The sequence below is a fragment of the Mycobacterium hubeiense genome (assembly GCF_002838065.1).
GTDB lineage: Bacteria > Actinomycetota > Actinomycetes > Mycobacteriales > Mycobacteriaceae > Mycobacterium > Mycobacterium hubeiense.
Map to the genome: position 1 here is coordinate 23,278 of NZ_PIZU01000009.1, position 23,798 is coordinate 47,075.

Sequence of the window (23,798 nt, forward strand, 5' to 3'; positions counted from 1 at the left end):
CGACGCCGAGCAGGACGCCTAGCGCTGGTTTATTGCCCACGGCCCCGGGCCCATGGCGGCTATCAGCAGGAAGGCGAAGCAGTACAGGATGGCCAACTCGCCGCCGTTGCCGCCCAGTTGGGGGTCAAGGGGCCAGAACGCGTTGGGTTGGTGCTGCCAGAAGTACGCCACCGCCATCTCACCCGAGGCGATGAAAGCCGCTATCCGGCTGAACAATCCGATCATGATCAGCAGACCCGCGACCAGTTCGATCAGGCCGGCCCACCACGTCGGCCAGCTGCCGACCTCGAGGGCGGTGCCCAGCGGCCATCCGAACACTTTGGATGCGCCGTGCAGGGTGAACAAGAAGCCGAAGACGATGCGGAAGATGCTCAAAACGGGGGAGGCGTACGTGCTCAGCCTGGACTCGAGTTTGGACGTCATGGGCAGACCATACGCCGACGCCCACAGGAATTTCACAGCTCCAGAAGCACTGTTACCGGGCCGTCATTGACGAGTTCAACTTTCATATGCGCGCCGAACACTCCCGTCGCCACGTCCGCACCCAGCTCGCGCAGCCTTGCAGCAAATGCCCTCACCAATGGTTCGGCGACCGGACCGGGTGCGGCGGCGTTCCACGTCGGGCGTCGGCCCTTGGCCGTATTGGCGTAGAGCGTGAACTGGCTGACGACCAGGATCGGAGCGCCCACGTCGGCCGCAGCCTTCTCATCGTCGAGAATCCGCAATTGCCAGAGCTTCTCGGCCATCCGCCCGGCTTTGGCGGCGTCGTCGTCGTGGGTGACTCCGACCAGCGCGACGAGTCCCTGTGACTCCGGTCGGATCGCGCCGACGACTTCACCGTCCACCGACACACTTGCCGACGTCACCCGCTGCAGCAGAACACGCATGCGCCCATTGTCGAGGCGCCGTGCAACGAAACGCCGGGCGACCCCCGAAAGGGCCACCCGGCTTTTCGCGAACCGACTTACACGTCGAAATACAGCGCGACCTCGTACGGGTGAGGCCGGATCTGCACCGGCAGGATCTCGTTCTCCCGCTTGTAGGAGATCCAGGTTTCGATCAGGTCCTCGGTGAACACGCCACCCTCGGTCAGGTAGTCGTGATCCTCCTCGAGCTTGTCGATCACCGCCGCCAGCGACGTCGGCGCCTGCGGGATGTTCGCGGCCTCGTCCGGCGGCAGCTCGTAGAGGTCTTTGTCGACCGGCGCCTGCGGCTCGATCTTCTTCTTGATGCCGTCGATGCCGGCCATCATCATCGCCGAGAACGCCAGGTACGGGTTACCCGAGCTGTCCGGGCAACGGAACTCCAGACGCTTGGCCTTCGGGTTGTTGCCGGTGATCGGGATGCGCACACACGCGCTGCGGTTGCGCTGGCTGTACACCAGGTTGATCGGGGCCTCATAACCCGGCACCAGACGCTTGTAGGAGTTCACCGTCGGGTTGGTGAACGCCAGCAGCGACGGCGCGTGGTGCAGGATGCCGCCGATGTAATGGCGCGCGGTGTCCGACAGGCCTGCGTAGCCCGACTCGTCGTGAAACAGCGGCTCGCCGTCCTTCCACAGCGACTGGTGGCAGTGCATGCCGGAGCCGTTGTCACCGAACAGCGGTTTGGGCATGAACGTCACGGTCTTGCCGGCCTGCCACGCGGTGTTCTTGATGATGTACTTGAACAGCAGCAGGTCGTCGGCGGCGTGCAGCAGGGTGTTGAACTTGTAGTTGATCTCGGCCTGCCCCGCGGTGCCCACCTCGTGGTGGCCGCGCTCCAGCGTGAACCCGGCGTTCTGCAGGTTGGTGCACATTTCGTCGCGCAGGTCGACGAAGTGGTCGTAGGGTGCGACGGGGAAGTAGCCACCCTTCGGCCGGACCTTGTAGCCGCGGTTGGCGCTGCCGTCGGACTCGACCGGCTCGCCGGTGTTCCACCAGCCCGCCTCGGAGTCGATCTCGTAGAACGTGCCGTTCATCTGCGAGTCGAAGCTCACCGAATCGAAGATGTAGAACTCGGCCTCGGCACCGAAGTAGGCGGTGTCGGCGATACCGGTGCTGGCCAAGTAGTTCTCCGCTTTGCGCGCGACGTTGCGGGGGTCGCGGGAGTACGCCTCGCGGGTGAACGGGTCGTGCACGAAGAAGTTCAGGTTCAGCGTCTTGGCGGCGCGGAACGGGTCGATGCGTGCGGTCTCGGGGTCGGGCAGCAGCATCATGTCCGACTCATGGATCGACTGGAAGCCGCGCACCGACGAGCCGTCGAATGCCAACCCGTCTTCGAACACGCTCTCGTCGAACACCGAGGCCGGAACCGAGAAGTGCTGGAAAACGCCGGGCAGATCGCAGAAGCGAATGTCGACGTACTCGACGTCTTCGTCCTTGATCAGCTTGATGATGTCGTCGGCCGTCTTTTCTGCCACGTGAGGACTCTCCTTATATCTGGTAACCCGCGCGTTGACGCTAAGGACACGATGTTGCACGGTCGTCAACCGCATGTTGCGCCGACGTTACGTCGCGACGGCCCGCATATGCTCACAGTATGGCCCGTGCAACCGGGTCCTGGTTGTCCGGCCCCGAACCGCCGGAATCGGGCAGCCCGGACCAAGGACTCAACGACTATCCGGGCCAGCGGCTCGGCCTACCGGAATCCGGTCCCGGCTCCATCGCTCGCTTCGGCCGCCGGCTGGCCGCACTGCTGGTCGACTGGTTGATCGCCTACGGACTGGCGGCGCTGGCCATGACGTTTGGCCTGGGCTCGATGGCCACCCTGTCGACCGCCGTGCTGGTCATCTGGTTCGTGCTCGGCGCCGTATCGGTCCGGCTGTTCGGGTTCAGCCCCGGTCAGTTCGCGCTGAGCCTGCGAGTGGCGTCGGTCGACAACCGCCGGCACGTCGGGCTGGGCCGGGCTGCGGCACGCGGGCTGCTGATCGCGCTGGTGATCCCGGCGCTGTTCACCGACTCGGATCTGCGCGACCTGCACGATCTGGCCACGAAGACCGCGGTGGTGCGGCGTTAATCACCGCCTGCGCACCGTACGCTGCACGCCGCGCATCTTGGCCTGCGTGGGCAGCGGACCCTTCGGCATCGCGGCCGGGCCGACCTTGCTGCCCAGCGCCACCAGCCGAGACTCCAGCGAATCCATCTGCTTGACCGTGATGTTGGCGGGCAGCTTGGTCAGGTGGCGCTCCAGCTTGGCCAGCGGGACCTCGCCCTCGCCGTTGCCGACGATGATGTCGTAGATCGGCGTTTCGCCGATCAGCCGCGCGGTGCGCTTCTTCTCCTGCGCCAGTAGGGGTTTGACGCGTGTGGGGGAGCCTTCCCCGACGAGTATCACGCCGGGCCGGCCGATCACGCGATGCACAGCGTCGAAGTTGCCGGTGGCGGCGACACCAGGGGTGACGCGCCATTTGCCGCGCAGGTTCTCCAGCGCCCAGGCCGCCGCGCCGGTCTGGCCCTCGGCTTTGCGGTAGACCGACTTCTGCGCCCGCCGGCCGAAGATGATGAACGCCACCAGCGCGCCGAGGATGACGCCCAGCGGGATCATCAGCCAGCCCGTGAAGCCGCCGGCGAAGGTGCCCAACGCCACCGCCGCCGCCACGATGAGCACGAACGCCCCGATCATGTACGGCAACAGGCGCTTGTCCTCTTTGCGCTGAATCTGGAACGCCTGCCAGAGTTGGCTGCGACGCTGCTTGGAGGCCGCCTTGCGCGCCGCCTTGGCCTCGGCCTTCGCCGCCTTGTCGGCCGCGGGATTGCGGGATTTCGCCATTAGTTCAGGATACGGCTCGCGATTGGACCGCCTGCGCGTACAGCCGACCCGCCCGGTAGGAGGAGCGCACCAGCGGGCCCGCGAGCACACCGGCGAAGCCGAGTTGCTCCGCGAACTGCGCGTGCTCGGTGAACTCCTCGGGCTTGACCCACCGCTCCACGGGGTGATGGCGCACCGACGGCCGCAGGTACTGGGTGATGGTGACGATGTCACAGCCGGCGTCGTACAGATCGCGCAGCGCGGTGCGCACCTCGTCGGGCGTCTCACCCATGCCGAGGATCAGGTTGGACTTGGTTACCAGGCCGTAGTCGCGGGCTGCGGTGAGCACCGCCAGGCTGCGGTCGTAGCGGAACGCCGGGCGAATCCGCTTGAAGATGCGCGGAACGGTTTCGACGTTGTGCGCCAACACTTCCGGGCGTGCTTCGAAAACCTGCTCGAGCAGTTCGGGCACCCCGTTGAAGTCGGGGATCAGCAATTCGACGCCGGTGTTCGGGTTGAGCTTGCGGATGTAGCGCACGGTCTCGGCGTACAGCCATGCGCCGCCGTCGGGGAGATCGTCGCGGGCGACTCCGGTGACCGTCGAATAGCGCAGCCCCATCGCCGCAACGCTTTCGGCGACCCGGCGCGGTTCGTCACGATCCAGCTCGGCGGGTTTGCCGGTGTCGATCTGGCAGAAGTCACAGCGCCGGGTGCATTGCTCGCCGCCGATCAGGAAGGTCGCCTCGCGGTCCTCCCAGCACTCGAAGATGTTCGGGCAACCGGCTTCCTCGCACACGGTGTGCAGGCCCTCACGACGGACCAGTTGCTTGAGCTCGGTGTACTCCGGGCCCATCTTGGCGCGGGTCTTGATCCACGGCGGCTTGCGCTCGATCGGCGTCTGGGCGTTGCGAACTTCCAGGCGCAGGAGCTTTCGACCTTCCGGAGCCGGAGGGCCGGCGACATTGGGTTCAGGCGCGACCGTCACTATGTCGATGCTACTTCCGGCAAGCAGGAGCGGTGGGCCCTGCGCTTGCGAGGGGACGACTCGGGGATCGATGCGAGGCGGCCGTCGAGCACATCACACACTGCGTCGGCGACCCGGTCGATCACGTCGGCCACCGCGACCCGCCGCCCGAGTTCGGCGGTCAACGACGTCACCCCGGCATCGGAGATCCCGCACGGCACGATCGACGAGAACGCCGCCAGGTCGCAGTCGCAGTTCAGCGCGAACCCGTGCAGCGTCGTCGCGCGGGAGACCCGGATACCGATCGCCGCGACCTTGCGGGCGGGCCGGGCGTCGTCGGCAGGCACCCACACCCCCGAGCGGCCCTGGACCCTGCCGGTGGACAATCCCACCTCGGCGCACACCGCGATCAGCGATTCCTCAAGGCGCCGAACGAAATTCACCACATCCAGCGGTTCGGCCAGCCCGACGATCGGGTAGCCGACCAGCTGGCCCGGGCCGTGCCAGGTGATCTTGCCGCCGCGGTCGGTGTCGACGACGGGCGTGCCGTCCGTGGGGCGTTCGTGGGGCTCGGTGCGCTTTCCGGCGGTGTAGACGGGCGGATGCTCGAGCAGCAGCAGGGTGTCCGGGCCGCCTGCCACCCGGGCATCGGCCAGCTCGCGCTGCAATTGCCAGGCGCTGTTGTAGTCGAGGGTGCCCAGCCGCCGCACGTCGATTGGGGTGCCCGCCGACCGGATGGACGTCATGACTCGACGGTACTCGTGGCGAACGCCAACGCCTCGCCGATGGTGTTGTGGCGGAACTGAAAACCCGCGCGTTCCAGTGCGGCGGGAATCGCGCGCTGCCCGCCGAGCAGGCCTTCATCGGCGAACTCGCCGAGCAGTGTGCGCAGCGCAAAGCCCGGCACCATCAATGGAGTCGGGCGATTGACGGCGCGCCCCAGAGCGGCGGTGAACTCCGCGTTGGTGACGGGGGCGGGGCCGGTGAAATTGACGGGCCCGGACAGCGCATCGTTGTCGATCGCGAAGAGCAACGCCCGCACCTCGTCCTCGAGCGTGATCCACGACATGTATTGGCGGCCGTTGCCGAGCCGGGCGCCCAGCCCGAGCGAGAACAGTGGCCGCAACCGGCTGAGGATGCCGCCCGACGGCGACAGCACCAGCCCGGTCCGCGCCAGCACCACCCGGGCGCCGTCGTTGATGGCCGGCGCGGTGGCCGCTTCCCAGTCCTGGCACAGCTGGGCCAAAAATCCCTCGCCCGGCGGGGCGGATTCGTCGGCGGTGCGATCGCGGGTGTCGCCGTAGTAGCCGACGGCGCTGGCGTTGACCAGGACCGGAACCCCGGCCTCGACCACCGCCTCGGCCAACACCTCGGTGGGATCGATGCGGCTGTCGCGCAGACTCTGCTTGAACGCTCCTGACCAGCGTTTTTGGCCGACGTTGACGCCGCACAGATTGACCACGGCGTCGACGCCGCGCAGCACATCGGCGTCGAATTCGCCCGTGTCCGGATTCCAGAACACCTCGTCGGCGGTCGAGGGCGGCCGGCGCACGATGCGCAGCGCCCGACGATTCGTGGCGCGCAACGCATACACCAACGCCGAGCCGATCAGACCCGACGATCCGGCGACCGCGATGATGGAGGTGGCCACGTTCGGCTAGAGCCCGAGGTCGGCCTCGAATGCGGCCTCTTCGAGGCGACGTTTGACCGTGGTCAGGAAGCGTCCGGCGTCGGCGCCGTCGATCAACCGGTGGTCGTAGGTCAGCGGCAGGTAGCACACTGACCGCACGCCGATCGACTCGTTGCCGAACTCGTCGACGATCACCCGGGGCCGTTTGACGATGGCGCCGGTGCCCAGCATCGCCGCCTGCGGCGGCACCAGGATGGGCGTGTCGAACAGCGCGCCCTGGCTGCCGATGTTGGTGATGGTGAAGGTGCCGCCGGACAGCTCGTCGGGTTTGAGGTCACCGGACCGGGCGCGCGCCGCGATGTCGGCGATGGCCCGCGCCAGCCCCGCCAGTGACAGGTCACCCGCGTCGTGAACGACCGGCGACAGCAGGCCCTGCTCGGTGTCGACCGCGAAGCCGAGATGCTCGGCGCCGTAGTAGGTGATCTCCGCGGTTTCCTCGTTGTAGCTGGCGTTGATGTTCGGATGGATCTTCAGCGCGTCGATCACCGCGCGGGCGATGAACGGCAGATACGTCAGATTGACGCCTTCCCGCTCGGCGAACTCGTTCTTCGCCCTGGCCCGCAACGCCACGATCTTGGTCATGTCGACCTCGTGGGTTTGCGTCAATTGCGCTGTGGTTTGCAGGGATTCGCGGGTCTTCTTCGCGGTGATCTGCCGAATCCGGCTGGCCTTCTGGGTGGTGCCGCGCAGATGCGCCAGTGGCGATGCCGGGGCGGCCGCCGCCGCGGCAGGCGCCTTTGCCGGGGCCTCGGCGGCGGGCTTCTCCGCCGGGGGAGCCTTCTTGGCCTCGGCCGCGGCGAGCACATCCTGCTTGCGGATGCGTCCGCCGACGCCGGTGCCCTTGACCGTGGACAGGTCAATGTCGTTCTCGGCAGCCAGTTTCCGCACCAGCGGCGTGACGTACGGACCGCCGTCGCCCGAGGGCGCTGCGGCCACGGGTTTCGGCTCCGGTTTCGGCTCCGGCTTGGCTTCGGTTGGCGCTTCTTGGGTGGGCTCCGGCTTGGGTTCCGGTTTCGCCTCGGGCTCTGGCTTGGGTTCGGGCTCCGGCGGCTGCGGCGCCTGCGCCTCCGCGGCGCCGGGCTCGCCGATCTTGGCGAGCTCGCCGCCCACCGCCACGGTGTCGTCCTCCTCGGCGGTGATGGACAGCAGCGTGCCGGCCACCGGCGACGGGATCTCGGTGTCGACCTTGTCGGTGGACACCTCGACCAGTGGCTCGTCCACCTCGACCGTGTCGCCGACCTTCTTCAGCCACCGGGTCACTGTGCCCTCGGTGACCGACTCGCCCAGCTCGGGCATCAGCACCGGGGTCGACTTGCCCCCTGACGCGGCGGGTGCGGCTTGCGGTTGCGGCTCGGGTTCGGGCTGCGCGGCCGGCTCCTCGGCGGGCTTCTCCTCTTCGGCGGGCGGCGCCTCGGCCGTCTGGGCTTCGCCGTCTGCTTCACCGGCCTCGCCGATCACCGCCAGCTCACCGCCCACCTCAACGGCGTCGTCCTCCTGCGCGATGATCTTCTTCAGCACACCCGCTGCGGGCGAGGGGATCTCGGTGTCGACCTTGTCGGTGGAGACCTCCAGTAACGGCTCATCCTGTTCGACCGTGTCGCCCTCTTGTTTGAGCCACCGGGTGACAGTCCCTTCGGTGACGCTCTCACCGAGTGCGGGCATCTGAACGGAGATGGCCATGTGCTTCGACTCCCTCGCTCCCTCGAACGGGCTGCAGGTCCTAATCGGCGAATGTCGGTTCCCATCCTGTCATGTCCGCCTGCGAAGTTCGTCGCAGACCTGGGACTGATGCCTCTGGCACTATCGAAGGAGGTAGTCGCTAGAAGGAGTACGGCCCAAGTGGGATTGTTCGACAGGCTGCGGGGTGGCCGGTCCGCGCGCGGAGGCGACGGCCATGACCCGGCGTCCGATCTGAAATACCTCCGCGGTTGGGTCGCCGAGCACGACGGCGTCGAGGCCTATGTCGAGCCGAAAACGACCGTCACCGACGTGACGGTCGTGCTCGTGGCCGCCGACGGCGAATGGACCCGCCGCCGCGCCGGGGGAGACGCCGGCGCCCGGCGGCTGGGCGAGCGCCTCGGCATCCCGGTCTATGACGTCCAGAAGGTGGGCTATCCGCAGCGGATGCGGGATTACGACGCGCGGCGGCGCATCGAACGCAAACGCGCGGCCCGTCAGGAACTCGAGTAGCAGTAGGATCGGATCCACCCGATACCGGCGGTACCTGATACGAGGGGTCCGATGAAAACTGCGCAGGAAGCCAGCCCGCACTTCGTCGACAGCAGCGACGGGGTCCGGATCGCCACGTACGAAGAGGGCAATCCGGACCGCCCCCCGCTCGTGATGGCCCACGGTTGGCCGGACTCGCATGTGCTGTGGGACGGCGTCGTGCCGCTGCTCGCCGAGCGGTTCCGCATCATCCGTTACGACAACCGCGGCGCCGGGGCGTCGACGGTGCCCAAACCGATTGCGGCGTACACAATGGCGAAGCTCGCAGACGACTTCGAGGCCGTCATCGAGGCGCTGTGCCCCGGCCAGCCCGTCCATGTGCTGGCCCACGACTGGGGCTCGGTCAGCGTCTGGGAGTACCTGAGCCGGCCCGGCGCCCAGGACCGTGTCGCGTCCTTCACGTCGGTGTCCGGTCCGAGTAGCGACCACTACGGCGCATCCATTTTCGGTGCGTTGGCGAAGCCGTACCGCCCTGTGCAGTTCGTGCGGGCGTTCGGTCTGGCGTCGCGGCTCACGTACTGGATCCCGTTCTCGGTGCCGGTGATTGCGCCCGCGTTGATGCGCGCCGGCCTGGCCCGAAGGATGCAGGCGGTGGACTCACCCGGCAGCCCGAAGTTCCGGTCGGAGACCTTCGATGTGGATGCGGCGAACTCGCTGAAGATCTATCCCGCGCTGTTCCGCACGGTCGGCAAGGCCCGGCGTGACCACTACGTGTCGATCCCGGTGCAGACGATCGTCGGTGAGAACGACCCCGTCGTGAAGCAACAGGGCCTCGAGGACTTGTCGCGGTGGGTGCCGCGGCTGTGGCAGCGCACCATCAGGGCGGGGCACTGGTCGCCGATGTCGCATCCGCAGGTGCTCGCGCAGGCGGTGACCGAGTTCGTCGACTTTCTCGACGGCAAACCGGCCAGCCGGGCATTGCTCCGCGCACAGGTCGGCCGTCAGCGCGAATACTTCGGCGACACACTGGTTTCGGTGACCGGGGCCGGCAGCGGCATCGGCCGCGAGACGGCCCTGGCGTTCGCCCGCGAGGGCGCCGAACTCGTCGTCAGCGACATCAACGAAGCCGCGGTCAAGGACACCGCCGCGCAGATCGCCGCACGCGGCGGCGTGGCGCACGCGTATGTTCTCGATGTGGCCGACGCCGAGGCGGTGGAGCGCTTCGCCGAGGAGGTGTGCGCCGCCCACGGCGTGCCAGACATCGTCGTGAACAACGCCGGCGTGGGTCAGGCCGGCGCGTTCTTGGACACGCCGGCCGAGCAGTTCGACCGGGTGCTTGACATCAACCTCGGCGGAGTGGTGAACGGCTGCCGGGCGTTCGCGAAGCGGCTGGTAGAGCAGGGTACGGGCGGACATATCGTCAACGTGGCGTCGATGGCGGCGTATCAGCCGCAGCAGCAGATGAACGCGTACTGCACGTCCAAAGCGGCGGTGTACATGTTCTCCGACTGCCTGCGCGCCGAGCTGGACGCGGCCGGCATCGGTCTGACCACCATCTGCCCAGGGATCGTGGACACCAACATCGTGCACACCACCCACGTCGACGCCCCGCCGGACAAGGTCGACGCGGCCGAAAGCCGGCGCGCGCAGATCGAGAAGCTCTACCAGCGACGTCGCTACGGCCCCGACAAGGTGGCCAAGGCCATCGTGTCGGCGGTCAAGAAGGACAAGGCGATTCGCCCCGTCACACCGGAGGCGTACGCCGTATACGGGTTGGCGCGGGTGATGCCGCAGGCGCTGCGCAGCGCGGCCCGGCGAAAACTGCTGTAGCTCAGTCGTTCTCGCAGATGTCCTCCAGCACGGCGAACATGGTGCGGGTCGGCACGCCGGTGCCTCCCTTGCCGGTGTAGCCCCACGGCCCGCCGGTGTTGTACGCCGGGCCGGCGATGTCGAGGTGTGCCCACGCGACGCCCTCGGCGACGAACTCCCGCAGGTAGGTCCCGGCGACCAGCATGCCCGCGTAGCGCGATCCGCTGACATTGGCGAGGTCGGCCACCGTCGACTTCAGATCGTCCTTGAGCTCTTCGGGTAGCGGCATCGCCCAGGCGTTCTCGCCGACCTGCTGAGACAGCTTCGCGACACGATCACGGAACTCGTCGCTGCCCATCACGCCCGGCGTACGCGCGCCGAGTGCGACCGTCTGCGCACCGGTCAGCGTCGAGGTCTCGATCAGGTAGTCCGGCTTGTCCTCGCACGCCCGCACGATCGCGTCGGCCAGGATCAGCCGGCCCTCGGCATCGGTGTTGAGCACCTCGACGGTGGTGCCGCCGTACTGGGTGAGCACGTCACCGGGGCGCTGCGCGGTGGACGACGGCATGTTCTCGGCCATTGGCACGGTGGCGATCACGTCGATCGGCAGCTGCTGCTGCGCGGCGAGCACCACGGTCGCGATGACCGCCGCCGCGCCGCCCATATCGGAGGTCATATGGTGCATGTTCTGCGCCGGCTTGATGGAGATGCCGCCGGTGTCGAAGGTGATGCCCTTGCCGATCAGCGCCACCTTCTTGGCCTTCTTCGGGTTGCGGGCCAGCTGCGAGCCGCGGTGGGTGAGCCGCACCAGCCGCGGTGGGCGCGACGAGCCCTTGCCGACGCCGATGATGCCGCCGTAGCCCGCCTTGGCCAGCGCCTTGTCGTCGAGCACCTCGACGTCCAGACCGGCTTCTTCACCCAAAGCCTTTGCGCGCTTGGCGAATTCCGCGGGGAACAGGTGGCTCGGGGGAGTGTTGACGAAGTCGCGCGCGGTGGCCACCGCCGTTGCGATCGCGGTGGCGCGTGTGGCGGCGTCCTTGGTGGTGGTCTTGGTGTCGGGTGTCAGCGCGGTGATCTTGCGCAGCCCCTTGTCCTTGGGCGCGGTCTTGTCGCTGCGGAACTCGGTGAACCGGTACGCGCCGAGGATCAGCCCTTCGACAGCCGCACCGAGGTCGATGCCCGACAGCGTGGTGATGACGGCCTCGGCGCCGTTCAGCGACCGTGCCGCTACACCCGCGGCGCGCCGGATCACGTCGGCGGGCCACTGTTCTCGGTCCTTGCCCAGCCCGACCGCCAGCACACTGGCCACCGGCAGCGACGGCGCCACCACCCGGGTGACCTGGTCGGCGCCGCCCTTCGCGCCGAGCGCCTTGAGCGCGACCTCGATCTCGCCGACGGCTTCGGCGTCGAGGAAAGGATTGGCGACGACGGTCGCGGTCGAGTCATTGTCGTCACCGTTCACCACGGCAACGACGAGGACGGCGTCGCTGCGGCGTTTGGGCAGCGACGAACTGACGGTGACGCTGGGGGCCTGATAACCGGTGCTCACAGCACCCAACAGTAACTACCCGCCGCTGCGGCTCATGTCGTAGGCCGTTACCGGTACGTCGAACCCCTTGAGCGTCAAGGGTTCCTGTTCGACGGCGGGCCAATCCGGCAGGGCATCCCGGACATCCGACGCGGCCAGGATCTGCCCAGGACGCGCCGCGGCGACGAGGCGGGCGGCCAGGTTGACCGGATTGCCGAAGTAATCGCCGTTGAGGTCCAGCACGGTGCCGTAGGCCAGCCCGGCGCGGACTTGCAATCCGGTTTCCCGCGCCCTGGGGTGGTCGACGAGGTCCGCGGCGGTGCTCACGAGCTGCTCGGGTGTGGTGCTGACCCACATCACTTCGTCGCCGATGAACTTGATCACCCGGCCGTCGTCGGCGTGCACGACATCGGTGACGGTGGCGTTGAATTCTGTGAGCAGCGCCGACAACTCCGCGGGCGTGAGCGATTGCGTCAGCGCGGTGAAACCGGACAGATCGGCGAAGCCGATGCCACACACCACGTGTTCGGAGGGTCCCCGGATGACGCCTTCAAAGTAGGTGCGGGTGCTGACCAGATGGTGGCGGTGCACCGCATCGAGTAATGCCCCGATCCGCGGAATGAGTTCTGCCACAGCGCGATAGGTTTTCGCCGTGGCGAGTTCGTCCTGACTGTGCACGATCCACAGGTCGGGCCGGCCGGCGCGCACTACCGATGACTCGGCGTCCGCCAGCCGTGCCATCAACGCGCCGATGACGCGCAGCAGCCCGGAAGCGGCGTCGTCACCCATCCCGTCCCTCATCGCAACGCAGGTCTGCAGCGCATCGAGGTCGGCCTGGCTCAGCATGACCTGATCGGGGTCGGCGACAGTGAGGCCGAGCACGGTCCAGAAGTGCGTTATGTCGTCGAGCGGCACACCGAGCGCCTCGGCCGCGCTGCGCAGGCTGTGGATCGGCGGCCCGGACCGTTGCAGGGCGTCGCCGGCGAGCCCGAACAGGCGCCCGCGGCGCTCGGCCTCGACCATCTCCTCGGCGGTGAATCCGAGGCTGTCCAGATACTCGATCAGCGGTGCCCGCTCGCGCGCGTTGGCGATTCCGGCGGCCTGCAGCGCATCGAAATCGACCACCTACCGAAGTCTGCCAGCGACAGCGCCCTGATTAGGGTGGATCGCCATGGGCGACATCCAGCACGGGCCGTTGGAGGACCGACACCGCGAACTCGGCGCCACGTTCGCCGAGTTCGGGGGCTGGCTGATGCCGGTGTCCTACGCCGGCACCGTCGCCGAGCACACTGCCACCCGCACCACCGTCGGCCTGTTCGACGTCAGCCACCTGGGCAAGGCGCTGGTGCGGGGGCCGGGAGCGGCCGAGTTCGTCAACTCGGCGTTCACCAACGACCTGCGCCGCATCGGTCCGGGCAAAGCGCAATACACGTTGTGCTGCAAAGAAGTCGGAGGCGTCGCAGGTGTTATTGATGATCTCATCGCCTACTACGTCTCCGACGACGAGATCTTCCTGGTGCCCAACGCCGCCAACACCGCGGCCGTGGTGGCGGCCCTGCAGGAACGCGCCCCGGCCGGCCTGACCATCACCGACGAGCACCGCTCCTATGCCGTGCTGGCCGTGCAGGGGCCGAAGTCCGCCGAGGTGCTGGGCGGTCTGGGGCTGCCCACCGAGATGGATTACATGGGTTTTGCGGACGCGACGTTCGACGGGGTGCCGGTTCGGGTGTGCCGGACCGGCTACACCGGCGAGCACGGTTACGAGTTGTTGCCGCCGTGGGATCGGGCGACTGTGGTCTTCGACGCGCTGGTCGATGCGGTGGGCAGCGCGGGCGGTGAGCTGGCCGGCCTGGGTGCCCGCGACACGCTGCGCACCGAGATGGGCTACCCGCTGCACGGCCACGAACTGTCGCTGGAGATCTCGCCGCTGCAGGCCCGGTGCGGCTGGGCCATCGGGTGGAAAAAGCACGCGTTCTGGGGCCGCGAGGCGCTGCTGGCGGAGAAACAAGCCGGGCCGCGGCGGCTGTTGCGGGGTCTGCGCGCGGTTGGCCGCGGCGTGCTGCGGCCGGGGCTCGCCGTGCTCGACGGTGACAAACCGGTGGGCGTGACGACGTCGGGAACCTTTTCTCCCACTTTGAAAGTCGGCATCGCGCTGGCGCTCATTGACGCGGCTGCCAATATCGACGACGGCCAACGCGTCACCGTCGACGTGCGTGGACGCGCCGTCGAATGCGAGGTGGTCAAGCCGCCGTTTGTCGAGCCGAAAACTCGGTAGTGCACGGATATACAATCGCTGCATGACTGACGGCCCCCTCGAGTTCACCGTTGAGCGCAATGCCAATCCGGTGAGTGACGAGGTACGGGCCCAGATCCTCGCTAAGCCCGGGTTCGGGAAGTATCACACCGACCACATGGTGTCGATCGACTTCACCAGGGACAAGGGCTGGCACAACGCCAGGGTGATCCCGTACGGGCCGATCCAGCTGGACCCCTCGGCGATCGTGCTGCACTACGCGCAGGAGATCTTCGAAGGCCTCAAGGCCTACCGCTGGGCGGACGGTTCGATCGTCTCGTTCCGGCCCGAGGCCAATGCCGCGCGGCTGCGGTCGTCGGCGCGCCGGCTGGCGATTCCCGAGTTGCCCGAAGAGGTGTTCATCGAATCGCTGCGCCAGTTGATCGCCGTCGACGAGCCCTGGGTGCCCCCGGCCGGCGGTGAGGAGTCGCTGTATCTCCGGCCGTTCGTGTTCGCGACCGAGCCCGGCCTGGGGGTGCGGCCGGCCGACGAGTACCGCTACCTGGTGATCGGCTCACCCGCCGGGGCGTATTTCCCGCGCGGCATCAAGCCGGTCAGCGTGTGGCTGTCGACGGAGTATGTGCGCGCGTGCCCGGGCGGAACCGGTGCGGCGAAATTCGGCGGCAACTATGCGGCTTCGTTGCTGGCACAGGCCCAAGCCGCCGAAAACGGGTGCGATCAGGTGGTGTGGCTGGACGCCATCGAGCGCCGCTTCGTCGAGGAGATGGGCGGGATGAACCTGTTCTTCGTGTTCGGCAGCGGCGGGTCCGCGCGGCTGGTCACCCCCGAGCTGAGCGGCTCTATCCTGCCCGGCGTGACGCGAGATTCGTTGCTGCAGTTGGCAACCGACGCTGGCTTCGCCGTCGAGGAGCGCAAGATCGACGTCGACGAGTGGCAGAAGAAGACCGCCGCCGGTGAGATCACCGAGGTGTTCGCGTGCGGCACCGCGGCAGTCATCACGCCGGTGGCGCAGGTCAAGTACGCCGACGGCGAATTCACCATTGCCGACGGTGAACCCGGCGAAATCACCATGGCGCTGCGCGACACGCTGACCGGAATTCAGCGCGGCACCTTCGCCGACACGCACGGCTGGATGGCCCGACTGAGCTGAGCTGCCCGATGCAACTCGATGAAGGGGAGGTCGCATCACGGCACCTGTCGCGGGGTTCGACCCGGCCACCAGTGGGCAGCAGCCAGTAGACGAGAACGGAAATCCGGTACCGGTCGGTGTATGGGGTGATGCCAATGTCGGCGGCGGGGTTCGGTACCAGCCGGTGCTAGGACAACCCGACGGCGAGCCCGATGGCTGCGACCGTGGTCGTCACCTCGATCGCGGCGCCCAGTACGTCGCCGGTGATCCCGCCGAACCGCCGCACGCAATGCGCGACCAGCGCTGCGGCGCAAGCTAAACCGACCAACACTGCCAGCGGACCCTGCCATGGCCGCTCGCAGGCGAACACCGCCACCGCCGCGCCCGCGAGGACCCACGCCAGCGCCACCGCGACGGGCTGGGTGCCGGCAACCGCCCGGCCCAGAGTGCTACCCGCGGCGGCGGGCACCGACCGGCGACACGCCACGACCGCCGCCACCCGACCTGCCATCACCGCGACGACGACAGCGACAGCGCTCAGCTTTGCAAGGGCCAACGCCTGCAACAGGATCGCCACCACCACCACGGCTACCCCGAACGGTCCGGCGGACCCGTCGCGCATCACCTCCAGCGCCCGCTGCGGAGGCCCGTAACAGCCCAGTGCATCGGCGGTGTCAGACAGCCCGTCGATATGCATGCCCCGGGTGGCGATCAGCAACGATGCGACGGCCAGCACGCCGGCCAGCGGGCTGCCATCACCGAAGGCCCACGACCCCGCCCACAGCACCGCGGCCGCCAGTGCGCCGAGCGCGACGCCGACCACCGGAAAAGCGGTGAGCGCGCCCCGGCCCAGCGTCGAGCTGCCCGGTGTCGGCAGTATCGTGCCGAACGCGAAAGCCCCTGTAAGCGACCGAATCACGTAGGAACGCCGGCCTCGTCGAAGGTGGCCATCGAGGCCAGCACGGCCACCGCGGCACGCACGATCGGCAACGCTATCGCCGCGCCGGTACCTTCGCCCAGGCGCATCTGCAGATCGACGAGCGGCTCCAGGTTCAGCAGCTGTAGTGCCAGGCCGTGCGCCGGTTCGGTGGACCGGTGACCGGCCTGCCACCACTGCCGCGCACCCGGCGCCAGCCGATCGGCGACCAGCGCCGCCGCCGTCACCACCAGCCCGTCGAGCAGCACCGGCGTGCGCCGCACCGCGGCCTGGGCGCAGAAGCCGGCGATGGCGGCCAGATCGGCGCCGCCGCAAACCCGAAGCAGCCCAACGGGATCGCCTTGAACACCGCGGGCCCGGTACAGCGCGTCGCGAATCGCTGCGGTCTTGCGAGACCAGCCCGCGTCGTCGATCCCGGTGCCTCGTCCGACCGCCGCGACCGGTTCGGCCCCGCAGAGTGCGGCAACCAATGCCGTTGCCGGCGTGGTGTTTCCGATCCCCATGTCGCCTGCGATCAACAGGTCGGCGCCGGAATCGACCTCCTGATCGGCGATCTGGCGACCGGCGTCGATCGCCGCAGCCGCCTCGGCGGCGGACAGGGCGTCCTCGACCGCGATGTTGCCGCTGCCGCGGCGGATCTTGTGCGCGCCGATGGCCGCCGACAGCGGCTGCTCGGTGTCGACGGCGATATCGACCACCCGCACGCTGGCCCCCGCCGTCTCGGCGATCACGTTGATGGCCGCGCCACCAGCGTCGAAATTGGCGACCATCGCGGCAGTGACGTCCGGGGGATAGGCCGACACCCCGGCGCTGGTCACGCCGTGATCGCCGGCGAAAACCACGATCCGGGGCCGCTCGAACTGCTTCGGCGGGCAGCCCCCCTGACACGACGCCACCCACACCGACAGGTCCTCGAGCCGGCCGAGCGAACCCGGTGGCTTGGTCAGCTGGTCCTGGCGGGCTCTGGCCGCGGCGGCGGCCCGCTCGTCGGGTGGGCTGACGTCCGGAAAGTCGATCACGGCGCCTTCACCGTCACTGGCTGCCCGGCCACCACCAACACCACGCGCTCGCACACCGCGGCCAGTCGCTGGTTGAGCGTGCCCAACTCGTCGGCGAACCGGCGGCCCGCCGCAGTGGCAGGCACCACCGTCAGCCCCACCTCCGGGCTGACCAACGCAAGCGCAGAGCCGAACCCGTCGACCGCGTCGATGAGCTCGTCCACATCGGTGGCAACCGAGCCGGACGTCCACGCGCCGCGCCGGTCCATCACCGCGGTGAGCCAGCCGCCGACGTCGTCGACCAGCGTCGCGGTGTGGGTGTCGGTCCGCAATTGCGTTGGCACATCGATGGTTTCGACCGTCGACCAATGGGCGGGCCGGCGCTGCCGATGGGCGGCCACCCGGGCCGACCACTCGGCGTCGTCGGCCGAACCGGACCCGGTGGCCAGATAGCGCACGGCCCGGCCGTCCCCGGCGGCCTCGGCGATCGCTGTCTCGGCCCACTGCGATTTGCCCGACCGGATACCGCCGAGCACCAGCATGCGCACGGTCAGGTGACTTTGTCGCCGCGGTTGACCCGGGGCCGCGGCGCCCGCATCCGGCGAATCTGCGATGCCCGGCTGGCGGCGTAGAAGCCGAGCCGCCACCCGGATTCGGTGTTGTCCGGGAACTTCTCGTCCACCAGGCGGTTCACCTTGCGCCCCACGATGAAGCCGTCGATGACCATGATCAGCACGAGCACCAGCATCGCGGGCGACAGGAACGCCTGAACCTGCACCGACGGCACCGCGAGCATCACGAAGATCAACCCCAGCGCGGCGGGCATGAACAGGCCCAACACGTTGCGCCGGGAGTCCACCACGTCGCGGACAAACCCGCGGATCGGCCCCCTGTCCCGCGGCAGCAGGTAGGCCTCCTCACCGGCCATCATCCGTTCCCGTCGCTCGGTCATCTCGGCCCGGCGGGCGATCCGGTCGGCCTTGCGCTCCTCGCGGGACATCTTGGTGCGCATTTCCTTGCGACGGCGACGAGCCTCCGCAGCGGTCATCGGCGCCGGTGGGACCGGCCCGCGGCGGCGGGCGGCCTCGCTGCGTTTGGGGGTGGGCCTGCCCTTCGGCGGTGTGGTGCCGCCGGCGGGGGTCTGCGCAGGCTCCTCCGGCACATCGGACGCCCCGGCCTCGAGGGCGTCAGTGTGCTCGGTTTGCTCCTTGGCTTTCTTCCTGCCCAGCAGATCCACGTCTGCCACCTTAATCTGCCGGGAAAGCCCGCTCGGCGGAGGTCACAGCGCCAGAAGTCGGGAATAGCGCCCTGACAAGGTACCGTTGATGCAGTGGGCCAAGCCCACCCACGTACATGCACCCAGGAGATGCGATGACTGTTCAGGACTCGGCGACCAGCACGACGACTCACGGTGTGCTCCTGACCGATGCCGCGGCCGCCAAGGCGAAGGCGCTGCTGGACCAGGAGGGCCGTGACGACCTGGCGCTGCGCATCGCCGTCCAGCCGGGCGGCTGCGCCGGCCTGCGGTACAACCTGTTCTTCGACGACCGCACCCTCGACGGCGATCTGACCGCGGAATTCGGCGGCGTCACCTTGACGGTGGACCGGATGAGCGCCCCCTACGTGCAGGGCGCCACCATCGATTTCGTCGACACCATCGAGAAGCAGGGCTTCACGATCGACAACCCGAACGCCACCGGCTCCTGCGCCTGCGGCGACTCGTTCAACTGATCCCTCAGTACTGTCCGGTCCGCAGCAGGTAGGAGCAGATCAGGATCTCCTTGTCCTGGACGAGCACCTGCACGACCGCCTGTTCCTCCCGATCGCGGGGTTCGTCGCGGTCCTCGCCGCGCGCTGAGCCCGCCGGCACGACGCGCATGGTGAACAGCACCTGCGCTTGATTGGCCGACCACGGCACGATCTTGTCGATCGAGGTGACCTCGGCGCTGCTGAACTGCTTGCGAAACGCGTCGCTGGCCAGATTCGCCAGCGACAGATCCGAGCGGCGTTCCTTGACCGCGTCGTAGAGCCCGCACAGCGTGTGGCGGGCGACGGTCTCGTCGTCGCCGCCGGCCAGCGCGTCCAGGTAGTTCTGGATCGCGGTGCGGGCCGTCTCCTCCGTCAGCACGCCGCTACGGGCGGCGGAGTTGTCATCACGGGCGGCAAACACCACCGCCGCCACCAGGCCCGCCACCACGGCAAGAACGAGCAGCGCACCGACCACCCACCGCCACCGTCGGCGTTTCGGATACGGAACGGGCGGCGGCAGCATCCCCGGATAGGCCGACGGCGCAACGGGATTCTGCGGGTACGGCTGCGGAGGTCCCGGATAGGGTTGCGGGCCGACCGCTCCCGCGCCGTAATCGGGCGGATTCGGACCAGCCATACAGTTGCTCCCCCGGGGGATTGTGTGCGATTGCCGTCTACAGTGACCGGGACGGGCACTTGTACGCAGGTTAGCGCAAGCCGACGGATGCGAACTCGGTCGTTAGTCTGGGTAAGGTTTCATAGACGGCTTAACGAAATGAAGGGTGACGATTCGTGACCATCGCGGTGACCGGCTCGATAGCGACCGACCATCTCATGCGTTTTCCCGGTCGGTTCTCCGAGCAACTGCTGGCCGATCACCTGCAAAAGGTGTCGCTGAGCTTTTTGGTCGACGATCTGGTGGTACATCGCGGCGGCGTGGCCGGAAACATGGCGTTTGCCATCGGCGTGCTCGGCGGCGACGTGGCCCTGGTCGGCGCGGCGGGCCCGGACTTCGCAGACTACCGGCAGTGGCTGGAAGCGGTCGGCGTGGACTGCGGCAGCGTGCTGATCTCCGAAACCGCCTACACCGCGCGTTTCGTCTGCACCAGCGACGAGGACATGGCCCAGATCGCGTCGTTCTACCCGGGCGCGATGTCGGAGGCCCGCGACATCTCGCTGGCCGACGTCGTATCCCGCATCGGCACACCGGAATTGGTGATCGTCGGCGCCAATGATCCCGAAGCGATGTTCTTGCACACCGAGGAGTGCCGGAAGCTGGGCCTGCCGTTCGCGGCGGATCCGTCCCAGCAGCTGGCCCGGCTGTCGGGGGAGGAGATCCGCCGGCTGATCGACGGGGCCACCTACCTGTTCACCAACGACTACGAGTGGGACCTGCTGCTGCAGAAGACCGGCTGGAGTGAAGCCCAGGTAATGAGCCAGATCGGCCTGCGCGTCACCACGCTGGGTCCCAAAGGTGTGGACCTGGTGTCCTCTGACGGCACGTTCGTCCATGTGGGCGTGGTGCCGGAGAAGCATCGCGACGACCCGACCGGCATCGGTGACGCATTCCGCGCCGGTTTCCTGACCGGCCGCAGCGCCGGGCTCAACCTGGAGCGCTCGGCGCAGCTGGCGTCGCTGGTGGCGGTGCTGGTGCTCGAAGCGCCCGGCCCGCAGGAGTGGACCTGGGACCGCGACGAGGCCGTGCGCAGGCTGTCCGACGCATACGGCGCCGAGGCCGGTGAAGAGATCTCGCAGGCGATTACAGCTGGACGGGGTATACCGGCTCGCTGATCTGCGGCGTCACGCTGTGCTCGACGAAGATCGCGTGCCACAGCATGAAGATCAGCACCGTCCACAGCCGGCGGCTGTGATCGCTTGTGCCGTTGCGGTGTTGATCGAGCATGATGCGCACCGCGTCGAGATCGACCAGATGCCCGGCCTGTGACGAGCCGACCATCCCGTAGGCCCAGTCCAGCAGCTCGCCGGCCCGCAACCAGTGCCGGATCGGCACCGGAAAGCCCAGCTTCGGCCGGTTCAGCACATGTGCGGGCACGATCGGCTCCAACGCCCGGCGCAACGCGTATTTCGTTGTGGCCCTGGTGATTTTGGCGTCCGCGGGCAGCCGCGAAGCCACCGCGAACACCTCGGGATCCAAGAACGGCACCCGCAGCTCCAGCGAATTGGCCATCGTCATCTTGTCGGCCTTGACCAGGATGTCGCCGCGCAACCAGGTGAACAGGTCGATGTGCTGCATGCGTGCCACCGGATCCCAGCCGGCTGACTCGGCGTAAATCGGCGCCGTGACGTCGGTGTGGGTCCATTCCGGACGGAATCCCGGCAGCACCGCCCGCAACTGCTCGTCGGAGAAGCTGCGGGCGTTGCCGTAGTAACGCTCTTCGAGGGTGAGCGACCCGCGGTGCAGCAGACTCTTGCCCCGCATGCCTTCCGGCAACGGCTTGGAGGCCTTGCCCAGCGAGCGCCGCACCGGCCGGGGTAGATAGTCAAACGGCTTGAGCGACAACGGCTCCCGGTAGATGGTGTACCCGCCGAACAGCTCGTCGGCGCCCTCGCCGGAGAGCACCACCTTGACGTGCTTGCGGGCTTCGCGGGCGATGAAGAACAGCGGGACCAACGCCGGGTCGGCGACGGGTTCGTCGAGATACCAGACGATTTCGGGGAGCGCCTCGACGAATTCGGCCTGGCTCACCACCTTGGTGACGTGCCGGGCGCCGATCGCCTCGGCCGACGCCACCGCGACGTCGACCTCGGAGAAGCCTTCCCGTTCGAAGCCGGTGGTGAAGGTGATCAGCCGCGGGTTGTGGCGCATGGCGAGTGCGGCGATGGCCGTGGAGTCGATGCCGCCGGACAAAAACGCGCCCACGGTGACGTCGGCGCGCATGTGCTTGGCGACGGAATCCTCCAGCGCCGCGGTGATCTCGTCGTAGCGGGCCTGCGCATCGCCATTCCCGAAGGGTTTGGCGTCGAAGCGGGGAGCGAAGTAGCGGGTGACTTCGGGCTGTTGACCCGGCCGCAGCCGCGCGTAGCTGCCCGATTCGAGCCGGCGCACCCCGCGGTGCAGCGTCTCGGGTTCGGGCACGTACTGCAGCACGGTGTAGTGCTGCACGGCGCGCTCGTCGATGTCCAGGTCGATGCCGAGCACCGGCGCCAGCTCCAGCAGGCACTTCTTTTCGCTGCCCACCGCGGTGCCGCCGGTGCCGGTCGCCATGAACAGCGGCTTGATGCCGAAGGGGTCACGGGCGCAGAACATTTCCCGTTCCACGGTGTCCCACAGCGCGAATGCGAACATCCCGCGCAGCCGGGTCAGCGCCGCGGTGCCCCAGTGGTGGTACGCGGCGATGATGGCCTCGCCGTCGCCGTCGGTGTGAAACTGCGCGCCGTGCGTGGCGGCCAGTTCCTCGCGCAATTCCAGGTAGTTGTAGATCTCGCCGTTGAACACCAGCATGTAGCGGTCCGGGGCGTCCGGCGGGCCCCAGCGCAGCGGCTGGTGGCTGTGCGCGATGTCGATGATGGACAGCCGGTTGAAGCCCAACACGGCGTCGTCGTCGGACCAGGTGCCTGGCTCGTCGGGCCCGCGATGGCGCATCAGGTGAGAGGCGCCGGCCACCGCGTCGACGACGTCGGGGGTAATGGCGGCAGACGGGTCACGAAGGTAGGCCAGCAGTCCGCACACCGCGCCAGTATGCCTAATCGCCGAGGTGTGTCGAGACTCGCACCGAGGCGTGGTCTACGCTGCGTAGTATTCGCCTAGCTCGCTAGCTTTACCGACTTCTAGGAGGCTCCAGCGTGACACCTCGCCGGTTGAGGGTGGCGGCGTTGTCGGTTGTCCTGGGTGCGACGGCGCTGCTGCTGTCCGGCTGCAGCTGGACCGATGCGCTCGCCTTGGGCTGGCCCGAAGGGATCACCCCGGAAGCCCACGTCAACCGCGAGTTGTGGATCGGCTCGGTGATCGCCTCGTTCGTCGTGGGCATCATCGTGTGGGGCCTGACGTTCTGGGCCGCTGCGTTCCACCGCAAGAAGGCCACCGACACGGAGCTGCCGCGACAGTTCGGCTACAACATGCCGCTGGAGCTGGTGCTGACCGTGGTGCCGTTCCTGATCATCTCGGTGCTGTTCTACTTCACCGTGGTGGTGCAGGAGAAGATGCTGCACACCGAGCCCAACCCCGAGGTCGTCGTCGACGTGACGGCATTCCAGTGGAACTGGAAGTTCGGCTACCAGAAGGTCAACTTCGCCGACGGCACCTTCACCTACGACGGGCTGGACACCGAACGCAAGGAAGCCGTGGAATCGCGCCCCGAGGGCGTCGATGCACATGGTGAGGAGCAGGTCGGCGCCATCGCCGGTAAGAACCCGGAGGACCGCAGCTACCTGAACTTCGACAAGGTCGAGACCCTGGGCACCTCCACCGAGATCCCGGTGCTCGTGCTGCCCGCCGGCAAGCGCATCGAGTTCCAGATCGCCTCGGCCGACGTGATCCACGCGTTCTGGGTGCCGGAGTTCCTGTTCAAGCGCGACGTGATGCCCAACCCCAAGGAGAACAACTCCGACAACGTCTTCCAGGTCAGCGAGATCACCAAGACCGGTGCGTTCGTCGGGCGGTGCGCGGAGATGTGCGGCACCTACCACTCGATGATGAACTTCGAGGTGCGGGTGGTGGAGCCCAACGACTTCAAGGCCTATCTGCAGCAGCGCATCGGCGGCAAGACCAACGCCGAAGCGCTGATGGCGATCAACCAGTCGCCGACGGCGATCACCACCCGCCCGTTCGACACGCGCCGCGGCGAGCAGGCGCCCCAAGCGCCCCAGGCAAGCAAGTAGGGA

At 68.0% G+C, this 23,798-nt stretch carries 23 protein-coding genes and 1 pseudogene; 8 read left to right on the forward strand and 16 right to left on the reverse strand.

Annotation, left to right across the window (positions count from 1 at the left end; all coding sequences use genetic code 11):
• Window positions 1-18: 18 nt before the first annotated feature.
• The 3 genes from CWS39_RS09315 to glnA form a co-directional block, all read right to left on the reverse strand.
• Complete coding sequence (locus CWS39_RS09315; RefSeq protein WP_102142737.1) at window positions 19-423, reverse strand: DoxX family protein; 405 nt, start codon at window positions 421-423, stop codon at window positions 19-21.
• A gap of 32 nt (window positions 424-455) precedes the next feature.
• Complete coding sequence (dtd, locus tag CWS39_RS09320; RefSeq protein WP_102142637.1) at window positions 456-887, reverse strand: D-aminoacyl-tRNA deacylase; 432 nt, start codon at window positions 885-887, stop codon at window positions 456-458.
• Window positions 888-964: 77 nt separating this feature from the next.
• Entirely contained in the window at window positions 965-2,401 is a 1,437-nt protein-coding gene (gene glnA, locus CWS39_RS09325; RefSeq protein WP_102142638.1) for a type I glutamate--ammonia ligase, read from the reverse strand.
• 119 nt (window positions 2,402-2,520) lie between these two features.
• Here glnA and CWS39_RS09330 point away from each other — a divergent pair, with 119 nt between their 5' ends.
• Window positions 2,521-2,997 (forward strand): RDD family protein, encoded by a 477-nt coding sequence (locus CWS39_RS09330; protein ID WP_102142639.1) that lies wholly within the window; start codon window positions 2,521-2,523, stop codon window positions 2,995-2,997.
• Here CWS39_RS09330 and CWS39_RS09335 read toward each other — a convergent pair whose 3' ends face one another.
• The 5 genes and pseudogenes from CWS39_RS09335 to sucB form a co-directional block, all read right to left on the reverse strand.
• The gene (locus tag CWS39_RS09335) at window positions 2,998-3,750 is read right to left on the reverse strand and encodes a DUF4191 domain-containing protein (protein ID WP_102142640.1); all 753 of its coding nucleotides are present in this window, start codon (window positions 3,748-3,750) and stop codon (window positions 2,998-3,000) included.
• A 4-nt stretch (window positions 3,751-3,754) separates the two neighbouring features.
• Window positions 3,755-4,714 carry a lipoyl synthase gene (gene lipA / locus CWS39_RS09340; RefSeq protein ID WP_102142641.1) on the reverse strand — a complete coding sequence of 320 codons (960 nt, stop codon included), beginning with the start codon at window positions 4,712-4,714 and terminating at the stop codon, window positions 3,755-3,757.
• 27 nt (window positions 4,715-4,741) lie between these two features.
• A pseudogene (gene lipB, locus CWS39_RS09345) lies at window positions 4,742-5,439 on the reverse strand (lipoyl(octanoyl) transferase LipB); the annotation flags it as partial.
• Window positions 5,436-6,344 (reverse strand): TIGR01777 family oxidoreductase, encoded by a 909-nt coding sequence (locus CWS39_RS09350; RefSeq protein ID WP_102142643.1) that lies wholly within the window; start codon window positions 6,342-6,344, stop codon window positions 5,436-5,438. The gene CWS39_RS09350 and the pseudogene lipB, both read right to left, overlap by 4 nt.
• A 6-nt stretch (window positions 6,345-6,350) precedes the next feature.
• The gene (gene sucB / locus CWS39_RS09355) at window positions 6,351-8,063 is read right to left on the reverse strand and encodes a 2-oxoglutarate dehydrogenase, E2 component, dihydrolipoamide succinyltransferase (RefSeq protein WP_102142644.1); all 1,713 of its coding nucleotides are present in this window, start codon (window positions 8,061-8,063) and stop codon (window positions 6,351-6,353) included.
• Between the two features lie 159 nt (window positions 8,064-8,222).
• On the opposite strand from sucB, the gene CWS39_RS09360 reads away from it, so the two are divergent.
• Together CWS39_RS09360 and CWS39_RS09365 are read left to right on the forward strand one after the other, a co-directional pair.
• Window positions 8,223-8,573: an oxidoreductase gene (locus tag CWS39_RS09360; RefSeq protein WP_102142645.1), complete on the forward strand. Its 351-nt coding sequence runs from the start codon at window positions 8,223-8,225 to the stop codon at window positions 8,571-8,573.
• A gap of 51 nt (window positions 8,574-8,624) precedes the next feature.
• Window positions 8,625-10,382, forward strand: coding sequence for an SDR family oxidoreductase (locus CWS39_RS09365; protein WP_102142646.1), 1,758 nt, complete (start codon window positions 8,625-8,627; stop codon window positions 10,380-10,382).
• Window position 10,383: 1 nt separating this feature from the next.
• On the opposite strand, the gene CWS39_RS09370 is transcribed toward CWS39_RS09365, so the two are convergent.
• Window positions 10,384-11,910 carry a leucyl aminopeptidase gene (locus tag CWS39_RS09370; protein ID WP_233213425.1) on the reverse strand — a complete coding sequence of 509 codons (1,527 nt, stop codon included), beginning with the start codon at window positions 11,908-11,910 and terminating at the stop codon, window positions 10,384-10,386.
• 15 nt (window positions 11,911-11,925) lie between these two features.
• Entirely contained in the window at window positions 11,926-13,014 is a 1,089-nt protein-coding gene (locus CWS39_RS09375) for an adenylate/guanylate cyclase domain-containing protein (protein WP_199178020.1), read from the reverse strand.
• A gap of 46 nt (window positions 13,015-13,060) precedes the next feature.
• On the opposite strand from CWS39_RS09375, the gene gcvT reads away from it, so the two are divergent.
• On the forward strand, window positions 13,061-14,164 hold the full coding sequence (gene gcvT, locus CWS39_RS09380) for a glycine cleavage system aminomethyltransferase GcvT (protein WP_102142648.1): 1,104 nt from the start codon (window positions 13,061-13,063) through the stop codon (window positions 14,162-14,164).
• A gap of 22 nt (window positions 14,165-14,186) precedes the next feature.
• Window positions 14,187-15,293 (forward strand): branched-chain amino acid aminotransferase, encoded by a 1,107-nt coding sequence (locus CWS39_RS09385; protein WP_102142649.1) that lies wholly within the window; start codon window positions 14,187-14,189, stop codon window positions 15,291-15,293.
• Between the two features lie 166 nt (window positions 15,294-15,459).
• Here CWS39_RS09385 and CWS39_RS09390 read toward each other — a convergent pair whose 3' ends face one another.
• Genes CWS39_RS09390 through CWS39_RS09405 form a run of 4 tightly spaced genes read right to left on the reverse strand, consistent with a single transcriptional unit; the run spans window position 15,460 to window position 18,369 of the window.
• The gene (locus CWS39_RS09390) at window positions 15,460-16,191 is read right to left on the reverse strand and encodes an adenosylcobinamide-GDP ribazoletransferase (protein ID WP_102142650.1); all 732 of its coding nucleotides are present in this window, start codon (window positions 16,189-16,191) and stop codon (window positions 15,460-15,462) included.
• A complete protein-coding gene (cobT, locus tag CWS39_RS09395; RefSeq protein WP_102142651.1) occupies window positions 16,188-17,228 on the reverse strand; it encodes a nicotinate-nucleotide--dimethylbenzimidazole phosphoribosyltransferase in 1,041 nt (346 codons plus the stop codon). Before cobT ends, CWS39_RS09390 begins: the two co-directional genes overlap by 4 nt.
• On the reverse strand, window positions 17,225-17,755 hold the full coding sequence (locus CWS39_RS09400; protein ID WP_102142652.1) for a bifunctional adenosylcobinamide kinase/adenosylcobinamide-phosphate guanylyltransferase: 531 nt from the start codon (window positions 17,753-17,755) through the stop codon (window positions 17,225-17,227). Before CWS39_RS09400 ends, cobT begins: the two co-directional genes overlap by 4 nt.
• A gap of 2 nt (window positions 17,756-17,757) precedes the next feature.
• Entirely contained in the window at window positions 17,758-18,369 is a 612-nt protein-coding gene (locus tag CWS39_RS09405) for a DUF3043 domain-containing protein (RefSeq protein WP_233213430.1), read from the reverse strand.
• A 209-nt stretch (window positions 18,370-18,578) separates the two neighbouring features.
• Between CWS39_RS09405 and CWS39_RS09410 the strand changes: the two genes are divergently transcribed.
• A complete protein-coding gene (locus CWS39_RS09410) occupies window positions 18,579-18,938 on the forward strand; it encodes a HesB/IscA family protein (protein ID WP_102142739.1) in 360 nt (119 codons plus the stop codon).
• 4 nt (window positions 18,939-18,942) lie between these two features.
• Here CWS39_RS09410 and CWS39_RS09415 read toward each other — a convergent pair whose 3' ends face one another.
• A complete protein-coding gene (locus CWS39_RS09415; RefSeq protein ID WP_102142653.1) occupies window positions 18,943-19,593 on the reverse strand; it encodes an Rv0361 family membrane protein in 651 nt (216 codons plus the stop codon).
• Window positions 19,594-19,748: 155 nt separating this feature from the next.
• On the opposite strand from CWS39_RS09415, the gene CWS39_RS09420 reads away from it, so the two are divergent.
• On the forward strand, window positions 19,749-20,747 hold the full coding sequence (locus CWS39_RS09420) for a carbohydrate kinase family protein (RefSeq protein ID WP_102142654.1): 999 nt from the start codon (window positions 19,749-19,751) through the stop codon (window positions 20,745-20,747).
• Here the strand turns inward: CWS39_RS09420 and asnB are convergent.
• Window positions 20,716-22,647 carry an asparagine synthase (glutamine-hydrolyzing) gene (asnB, locus tag CWS39_RS09425; protein WP_102142655.1) on the reverse strand — a complete coding sequence of 644 codons (1,932 nt, stop codon included), beginning with the start codon at window positions 22,645-22,647 and terminating at the stop codon, window positions 20,716-20,718. The genes CWS39_RS09420 and asnB overlap by 32 nt on opposite strands.
• A 113-nt stretch (window positions 22,648-22,760) precedes the next feature.
• Here asnB and ctaC point away from each other — a divergent pair, with 113 nt between their 5' ends.
• Window positions 22,761-23,795 (forward strand): aa3-type cytochrome oxidase subunit II, encoded by a 1,035-nt coding sequence (gene ctaC / locus CWS39_RS09430; protein ID WP_102142656.1) that lies wholly within the window; start codon window positions 22,761-22,763, stop codon window positions 23,793-23,795.
• The last annotated feature ends 3 nt before the right edge of the window (window positions 23,796-23,798 follow it).

Coding starts and splice junctions, on each gene's coding strand:
- CWS39_RS09385 (WP_102142649.1), top strand. CDS start 14,187: ATGACTGACGGCCCCCTCGAGTTCACCGTTGAGCGCAATGCCAATCCG.
- CWS39_RS09365 (WP_102142646.1), top strand. CDS start 8,625: ATGAAAACTGCGCAGGAAGCCAGCCCGCACTTCGTCGACAGCAGCGAC.
- CWS39_RS09330 (WP_102142639.1), top strand. CDS start 2,521: ATGGCCCGTGCAACCGGGTCCTGGTTGTCCGGCCCCGAACCGCCGGAA.
- CWS39_RS09410 (WP_102142739.1), top strand. CDS start 18,579: ATGACTGTTCAGGACTCGGCGACCAGCACGACGACTCACGGTGTGCTC.
- gcvT (WP_102142648.1), top strand. CDS start 13,061: ATGGGCGACATCCAGCACGGGCCGTTGGAGGACCGACACCGCGAACTC.
- CWS39_RS09415 (WP_102142653.1), bottom strand. CDS start 19,593: ATGGCTGGTCCGAATCCGCCCGATTACGGCGCGGGAGCGGTCGGCCCG.
- CWS39_RS09335 (WP_102142640.1), bottom strand. CDS start 3,750: ATGGCGAAATCCCGCAATCCCGCGGCCGACAAGGCGGCGAAGGCCGAG.
- CWS39_RS09315 (WP_102142737.1), bottom strand. CDS start 423: ATGACGTCCAAACTCGAGTCCAGGCTGAGCACGTACGCCTCCCCCGTT.
- sucB (WP_102142644.1), bottom strand. CDS start 8,063: ATGGCCATCTCCGTTCAGATGCCCGCACTCGGTGAGAGCGTCACCGAA.
- dtd (WP_102142637.1), bottom strand. CDS start 887: ATGCGTGTTCTGCTGCAGCGGGTGACGTCGGCAAGTGTGTCGGTGGAC.